Origin of the sequence: Streptomyces sp. YS-3 (assembly GCF_045257485.1) — a bacterium.
Taxonomy (GTDB): Bacteria; Actinomycetota; Actinomycetes; order Streptomycetales; family Streptomycetaceae; genus Streptomyces.
Map to the genome: position 1 here is coordinate 1 of NZ_JBJHPC010000437.1, position 6,119 is coordinate 6,119.

Consider the following 6,119-nt stretch of genomic DNA (forward strand, 5'->3'; position numbering starts at 1 on the left):
CCGCCACCCTGGGCCTGACCCCCGCCCAGGTGCGGGCCGGCTGGGACCGCGCCCGGCTCGCCGGACTCGTCGAGCTGCACGGCGGCACCGCCCGCCCCGGCTGGCGGCTGCGCGCCTGGGACCGCGACGACGCGGCGGTGCTGCGCGGCTGGGTCGCCCTCTTCGACGCCTGGTCGATCSTCCACCCCGCCCCGGCCGCCATCGCGCCCGCCGCCGTGGCCGAGGTCGTCGAAGCCGTCCCCCAGGTCCTCTCCCTCCTCCAGCTCTCGGCCGGCCCCGTCCTCGTACCGGCCCTGCTCGACCTGCTCGGCCAGCGCGTCGCCGAACTGCGCGACGAGCGCTGCGAAGTGCCCGACGCCACCGGCGCGGACGCCCCCGGCGGGGACCGCCCGGCCTCCCTCGCCTTCCTCTCCCTCCTCCTCGACTGGGTCCTCGCCGGGCTCGCCGCCGTCGGCGCGCTCACCCTCGGCGAGGGCTCGGCCACCCTCACCCCGCTCGGCAACTGGGCGGTGTGGGTCAAGCTGGAGCAGATCTGCGTCGCCGCGCAGAGCCCGGCCGGGAACATCGAGCAGTCCGCCGAGGACATGCTGCGCGGCTGTGCCCGGCTCACCCCCGGCCCGGCCCGCGCCGAGTACCGCGCCTGGCTCGCCGCCCGGCCCGTGGGCAGCGCGGTGACCGAACTGCTCGACGCGGCCCGGGGCGAGGACGCCCTGGTGCGCGGGCTCGCCTTCGAGGCGCTCCGGGTCGTCGGCGCGCCCGCCGAGCCCGAGGTGCGCGCCGCCGCCGACGAGATCTTCCTGCGCCCGTACGCCCTGCTGTGGCTGGCCGAGCACGAGGGGACCGACCCCGAGGACGTCACCGCCGTCCTCACCCGCGAGGAGTCCACCTGGCTGTGGGTCGACACCGCCGCAGCCGTTGCCGACCACGGCGAGGTCGACCTGATGGTGCGCCACCTCGACTCCGCCGTGCAGGGCACCGTGCCCGCCCTGCTCGACGAGGTCAGGGCCGTCGGCCACCCCCGGACCGTCCAGGTCCTGGTCGCCCTGGCAGCCGCCCATCCGGACCCGGCCCTCGCCAAGGCCGTGCGCCGCGCGGCCTTCCAGGTCCACACCGGCGGGGTCTGACCGGGGGGCGTACGGAAACGCGGCCGGGCGGCGGCGCGCGCGTGCGGTCGGCCCCGGAAGCCCGGCGGCTAACGCGCGAAGGTGTCGCAGCGGGCCGTGTCGCCCGTCCCGAAGCCGGTGCGGAACCACTGCTGACGCTGCTGGGCCGAGCCGTGCGTCCAGGACTCCGGGGTGACCCGGCCCTGGAACCTCTCCTGGATGCGGTCGTCGCCCACGGCCGCCGCCGCGTCCAGACCGTCCCTGATGTCCTGGTCGCTCAGCCGGGTCAGCAGGGGCCTGCCGGTCCTCGGGTCCGGCGTGGTCGTCGCGTGGTGCGCCCACACCCCGGCGTAGCAGTCGGCCTGGAGCTCGACCTTCACGGAGCCGCTGTCCGCGCCCTGCCGTCCGTCCTGGGACCGGGCGAGGGTGCCCGTCAGGATCTGGACGTGGTGCCCGTACTCGTGCGCCACCACGTACGCCTGCGCGAACGGACCGCCCGTGGCGCCGAACTTGGTCCGCAGGTCGTCGAAGAAGCCGAGGTCCAGATAGACGTGCCGGTCGCCCGGGCAGTAGAACGGCCCCACCGCCGAGGTCGCCGTCCCGCACGCGGTGGGGACGCGGCCGGTGAAGAAGACGGTCTGCGCGGACGTGTAGCTCCCGCCCCGGCGCGGGAGCTCCCGCGACCAGTAGTCCTGCACGCTGTTGACCACCGCCAGGACGCGGCAGTCCTCCTTGGTGTTGGCGTCGCGTCCCTTGCGGCAGCTCGCCTGCACCTGCCCCTGGGCCGACACCGAGGTCGCCGGGGCGGAGTCGCCGGAGGAGAGCCCCAGCTGGTCCGGCCCGACCCCGAAGAGCAGACCGAGCACGAGCGCGACGATCCCGACCAGGCCGCCGCCGATGGTGGCCCGGCCGCCGGGGACCCGGCTGCCCCGGACGTCCTTGACCTCGGACGTGTCCAGATCGGCGTCGTCGTCGAACTGCACGGCCCACCACCCTCCGTGACGCGGTACCACCCCAGAGTATTGAACAGGTCATGGCGTTGCGCCTGTTTCGCCACGGCGGCCGGTACGCTCGGCGCCTCATGGACCGGAACCGTCTCGCGCTGGCCGCCGTCGCCGCCGTACTGGCCCTTCCCCTCGTCCCCGCGGCCCGCCAGGCCCGGCCCGCCCACTACGGCGACCGCCTCACCGTGCTGCCCGACGCCGCCCAGGACCGCCCCGCGGTACGGGTGCGGGGCGCGGCCGTCGAGGCGTACGACCCGAGGAGCGGGGCGCGCAGCTGGACCTACCGCCGCGAGGGACGCCGCCCGCTCGCGGTGCGGGGCGCGCCGGGGCACGCCTTCGCCCTGTGGAGCGACGGCATGGTCACCGACACCGCGCGCGTGCTCTCCGTCGACGCGGTCCGCTGGCACCGGGCCGTCCCCGGTCTCGCCGGCTGGCTCGCCGGGCGCCCGGCGCGGGCCGCGGGCGTCCTCCAGCAGCTCGCCCCGGCCGCCCGGGGCGACGGGATGCTGGCCGTCTTCACCCCCGAGCGCGTCGCCGCGTACCGCACCGCCGACGGGGATCTGCGCTGGACGCTGCCCGCCCGGCCGGGGTGCGCCTTCGACCCGGGCCGCGTCGCGCGCGTGGCGGGCGTGCTGATCGTCGCCCAGCCCTGCGCCGACCGGGACGTGTGGACCCAGGAGCTGGTGGCCGTGGACACCCTCGGGCCCGTCGCGCCCGGCCGCACCCCGCTGGGCAACGAGCTCCCCGCGCGCGTGGGCGCGGCCCGGGGCGTGTGAGGGCGTTCCGGGAGGGCGGTCACGGCGCCCCGCGGACGACCTTGCCCAAGGGATCACCGCACGTAAAAGCAGTTGCACACCACCGCTAGAATTGGCCCATGGCAATTCTCCTTGTGCATTAGACGGCGTCGACGCTCCTCGACCCCCGTCCACCCCGCCGTCCATACCGCCCTGGAGTATTTCCGTGATCACCGCCACCGGCATCGAGCTGCGCGCCGGCGCCCGCATCCTCATCGAGAACGCTTCCTTCCGTGTCGCCAAGGGCGACCGCATCGGCCTCGTCGGCCGCAACGGAGCCGGCAAGACCACCCTCACCAAGTGCCTGGCCGGCGAGGGCATCCCGGCCGGCGGCACCATCACCCGCTCCGGTGAGGTCGGCTATCTGCCGCAGGACCCCCGCACCGGCGACCTCGACGTCCTCGCGCGCGACCGGGTGCTCTCCGCGCGGGGCCTCGACGAGGTGCTGCGCAAGATGCGCGAGAACGAGGAGCGCATGGCGAACGGCAAGGGCGCCACGCGCGAGAAGGCGATGAAGAAGTACGAGCGCCTGGAGACGGAGTTCCTCACCCGGGGCGGGTACGCCGCCGAGGCCGAGGCCGCCACCATCGCCGCCGCGCTCGGCCTGCCCGACCGGGTGCTCGGCCAGCCGCTGCACACCCTCTCCGGCGGTCAGCGCCGCCGCGTCGAGCTCGCCCGCATCCTGTTCTCGGACGCCGACACCCTGCTCCTCGACGAGCCGACCAACCACCTCGACGCCGACTCGATCGTCTGGCTGCGCGACTACCTCAAGTCCTACCGGGGCGGCTTCATCGTGATCTCCCACGATGTGGACCTGGTCGAGACGGTCGTCAACAAGGTGTTCTACCTGGACGCCAACCGCTCCCAGATCGACGTCTACAACATGGGCTGGAAGCTCTACCAGCAGCAGCGCGAGGCCGACGAGAAGCGCCGCAAGCGCGAGCGCCAGAACGCCGAGAAGAAGGCCGCCGCCCTCAACTCCCAGGCCGACAAGATGCGCGCCAAGGCGACCAAGACGGTGGCCGCGCAGAACATGGCCAAGCGCGCCGAGCGGCTGCTCTCGGGCCTGGACGCGGTCCGCGTCTCCGACAAGGTCGCCAAGCTGCGCTTCCCCGACCCCGCGCCCTGCGGCAAGACCCCGCTGACCGCCGAGGGCCTGTCCAAGTCGTACGGCTCGCTGGAGATCTTCACCGACGTCGACCTGGCCATCGACAAGGGGTCCAGGGTCGTCATCCTCGGCCTCAACGGCGCCGGCAAGACGACCCTGCTGCGGCTGCTCGCGGGCGCCGAGAAGGCGGACACCGGCCAGGTCACCCCGGGTCACGGCCTCAAGCTCGGCTACTACGCGCAGGAGCACGAGACGCTCGACCCGGACCGCACGGTCCTGGAGAACATGCGCTCCTCCGCCCCCGACCTCGACCTGGTCGAGGTCCGCAAGACGCTGGGCTCGTTCCTGTTCTCCGGCGACGACGTGGACAAGCCCGCGGGCGTGCTCTCCGGCGGCGAGAAGACCCGGCTGGCCCTGGCCACGCTGGTGGTCTCCTCCGCCAACGTCCTGCTGCTCGACGAGCCGACCAACAACCTGGACCCGGCCAGCCGCGAGGAGATCCTCGGCGCGCTGCGTACGTACAAGGGCGCGGTCGTTCTGGTGACGCACGACGAGGGCGCGGTCGAGGCCCTGCAGCCCGAGCGCATCATTCTGCTGCCCGACGGCGTCGAGGACCTGTGGGGTCCGGACTACGCGGATCTGGTCGCCCTCGCGTGACGCTGCGCGACTGATCCACTTCATATGGATCATTCGGCCTACGCGTGATCCTCAATCTGAGTGAGGGCGTCTCGTACCCCGGCGTGTCATGCACGGGATCAAGAGCGCGTGAGTACGGGACGGACCGATTCCGGAGTGTGACCCCGAGCACACCTCTGACCAGCGAGTTCTTCGCTCGCTCGGATCAGAGGTGGTTCCGAGGCCGTGCGGAATTTTTCATTCCGGCCCGACTTCGCCCCGTCCTGCGCGGAAACCCGCGTGCACCGACCTTGCCGAATGGGTGGCCAGGAAGCCCGCGAGGGGTGATCATGAGAAGTCCAGAGCGCACTTCCCATGAGGAGGCACGGGTGGCCGAGACTCTGAAGAAGGGCAGCCGGGTAACCGGCGCCGCGCGCGACAAGCTCGCGGCAGACCTGAAGAAGAAGTACGACTCCGGTGCGAGCATCCGGGCGTTGGCCGAAGAGACCGGCCGCTCCTACGGATTCGTCCACCGGATGCTCAGCGAGTCCGGGGTGGTACTGCGCGGACGCGGCGGAGCAACACGCGGCAAGAAGACCGCCTCGGCCTGACCGGGGCCGGGCGGGTCCGGGGCCGGTCCTTAGGGGCCCGGCTCGGGGCTCGCCGGGTCGGGTTGCCACCCGGTAGGCCGCGCGGTCGACCGGGTGGTTACTGTGCAGTCACTTATTTTGACCGCACCCGACCCGGAGGCGCCCCATGGCTTCGCCCGACCCCGTACTCGACAAGGACGGCGTCCGGCTCACCGTCGACGACGCTGTCGCCACGGTGACCCTGACCAACCCGGACAAGCGCAACGCCCAGTCTCCCGCTCTGTGGCGGGCGTTGGCGACCGCCGGTCAGGAGCTGCCCGGCACCGTCCGGGTCGTCGTACTGCGGGGAGAGGGCAAGTCCTTCTCCGCCGGGCTCGACCGTCAGGCCTTCACTCCCGAGGGCTTCGACGGCGAACCGTCCTTCCTCGACCTCGCGCGCGGCTCCGACGAGGAGCTGGACGGGGTCATCGCCGAGTACCAGGAGGCGTTCACCTGGTGGCGCCGCAACGACATCGTGTCGATCGCGGCGGTCCAGGGGCATGCGATCGGCGCGGGCTTCCAGCTCGCGCTCGCCTGTGACCTGCGCGTCGTCGCGGACGACGTGCAGTTCGCCATGCGCGAGACCAGCCTCGGCCTGGTGCCGGACCTGACGGGCACCCACCCCCTGGTGAGCCTGGTGGGTTACGCCCGCGCCCTGGAGATCTGCGCGACCGGCCGCCTCGTCGGAGCGGAGGAGTCGGAGCGGATCGGGCTCGCGAACCTCGCGGTGCCGGGGGGCGAACTCGACGCGGCGGTACGGGACCTGACGGCTGCGCTCGTCGCGGCGCCGCGGGATGCGGTGATCGAGACGAAGGCGTTGCTGCGGGGGGTGGCGGGGCGGTCGTACGAGGAGCAGCGGGTGGCTG

General features: G+C 73.2%; 6 protein-coding genes. 5 read left to right on the plus strand and 1 reads right to left on the minus strand.

Annotated elements, in window-relative coordinates; translation table 11 throughout:
• Positions 1-1,124: hypothetical protein (locus ACJA3G_RS27460; protein WP_406555727.1), on the plus strand; the 1,124-nt coding region annotated here is incomplete at its 5' end.
• Positions 1,125-1,192: 68 nt separating this feature from the next.
• Here the strand turns inward: ACJA3G_RS27460 and ACJA3G_RS27465 are convergent.
• Positions 1,193-2,086, minus strand: a complete 894-nt coding sequence (locus tag ACJA3G_RS27465) for a neutral zinc metallopeptidase (RefSeq protein ID WP_406555728.1) — start codon at positions 2,084-2,086, stop codon at positions 1,193-1,195.
• A 98-nt stretch (positions 2,087-2,184) separates the two neighbouring features.
• Between ACJA3G_RS27465 and ACJA3G_RS27470 the strand changes: the two genes are divergently transcribed.
• The 4 genes from ACJA3G_RS27470 to ACJA3G_RS27485 all read left to right on the plus strand — a co-directional run.
• Positions 2,185-2,883, plus strand: coding sequence for a PQQ-binding-like beta-propeller repeat protein (locus ACJA3G_RS27470; RefSeq protein ID WP_406555729.1), 699 nt, complete (start codon positions 2,185-2,187; stop codon positions 2,881-2,883).
• 184 nt (positions 2,884-3,067) lie between these two features.
• Positions 3,068-4,666, plus strand: coding sequence for an ABC-F family ATP-binding cassette domain-containing protein (locus ACJA3G_RS27475; protein WP_406555730.1), 1,599 nt, complete (start codon positions 3,068-3,070; stop codon positions 4,664-4,666).
• Positions 4,667-5,013: 347 nt separating this feature from the next.
• Positions 5,014-5,235: a helix-turn-helix domain-containing protein gene (locus ACJA3G_RS27480; RefSeq protein ID WP_067157635.1), complete on the plus strand. Its 222-nt coding sequence runs from the start codon at positions 5,014-5,016 to the stop codon at positions 5,233-5,235.
• Between the two features lie 145 nt (positions 5,236-5,380).
• A partial coding sequence (locus ACJA3G_RS27485) for an enoyl-CoA hydratase/isomerase family protein (RefSeq protein WP_406555731.1) occupies positions 5,381-6,119 on the plus strand: 739 nt, incomplete at its 3' end.